The organism is Burkholderia sp. BCC1988, assembly GCF_905339895.1.
Taxonomy (GTDB): domain Bacteria; phylum Pseudomonadota; class Gammaproteobacteria; order Burkholderiales; family Burkholderiaceae; genus Burkholderia.
Map to the genome: position 1 here is coordinate 1 of NZ_CAJPHA010000077.1, position 585 is coordinate 585.

Below are 585 nucleotides of genomic sequence, written 5' to 3' on the forward strand. Positions count from 1 at the left end.
TTACTGCATGAACCAGCCGTGGCTGACGACGAACGACTGGCCCGTGAGCGCGGCGCTCGGGAACGCCGACAGGAACAGCACCGTCTGCGCGACGTCCTGCACCGTCGTGAACACGCCGTCGACCGTGTTGCCGAGCATCACCTTCTTCACCACTTCCTCTTCGCTGATCCCGAGCTCCTTGGCCTGCTCCGGAATCTGCTTGTCGACCAGCGGCGTGCGCACGAAGCCCGGACATACGACGTGCGAGCGCACGTTGTGCTTCGCGCCTTCCTTCGCCAGCACGCGCGCGAGACCGAGCAGCCCGTGCTTGGCCGTCACGTACGCCGACTTCAGCGGCGACGCTTCGTGCGAGTGCACCGAACCCATGTAGATCACGACGCCGCCGCGATCGTCCTTGTACATGTGCTTGAGCGCGGCCTTGGTCGTCAGGAACGCGCCGTCGACGTGGATCGCCTGCATCTTCTTCCAGTCGGAGAACGCGTAGTTCTCGATCGGGTTGACGATCTGGATGCCCGCGTTCGACACGAGGATGTCGACCGAGCCGAACGTGTCGGCCACCTTGTCGATGCCGCTGTTGACCGCTTC

The 585-nt window shown here is 64.1% G+C and carries 1 protein-coding gene; it reads right to left on the reverse strand.

Annotated elements, in window-relative coordinates:
* The coding region (locus U4012_RS35625; RefSeq protein WP_321804575.1) for a 3-hydroxybutyrate dehydrogenase at nucleotides 1–585 on the reverse strand (585 nt) is incomplete at its 5' end.